The sequence below is a fragment of the Runella sp. R0.1_18 genome (genome assembly GCF_057652155.1).
Genome location: NZ_JBYFCK010000128.1, coordinates 1 through 265, shown reverse-complemented (window position 1 = coordinate 265; position 265 = coordinate 1). Strand labels below are relative to the sequence as shown.

Annotated in this window: 1 protein-coding gene; it reads left to right on the top strand. The window is 30.6% G+C overall.

Annotated elements, in window-relative coordinates; translation table 11 throughout:
* A partial coding sequence (locus tag AC23P2_RS31375; RefSeq protein WP_487776835.1) for a hypothetical protein occupies positions 1–265 on the top strand: 265 nt, incomplete at both ends.

Genomic DNA, 265 nt, shown 5'->3' with positions numbered 1-265 from the left:
AATCAACCATTCGGTTTGAAGTAAAAAACTTATCAGCTCCTTACATACTTTTAAATTACAGTTTAAATTATTTGACGGGTATTACCGACACTTTAATAATCAACAATGGAATATGCGAAAAGAAATATCGCTTTCCAAAATCAATGAAAATGGAAGTGGTTGCCAATGGAATTGGCCGTAAAATATTTATTGTACCAGGCCATCAACTTACAGTAAGCATTGATATGAACAATAAAAAAAATGGGTTTGTATCTTTTCAATATCA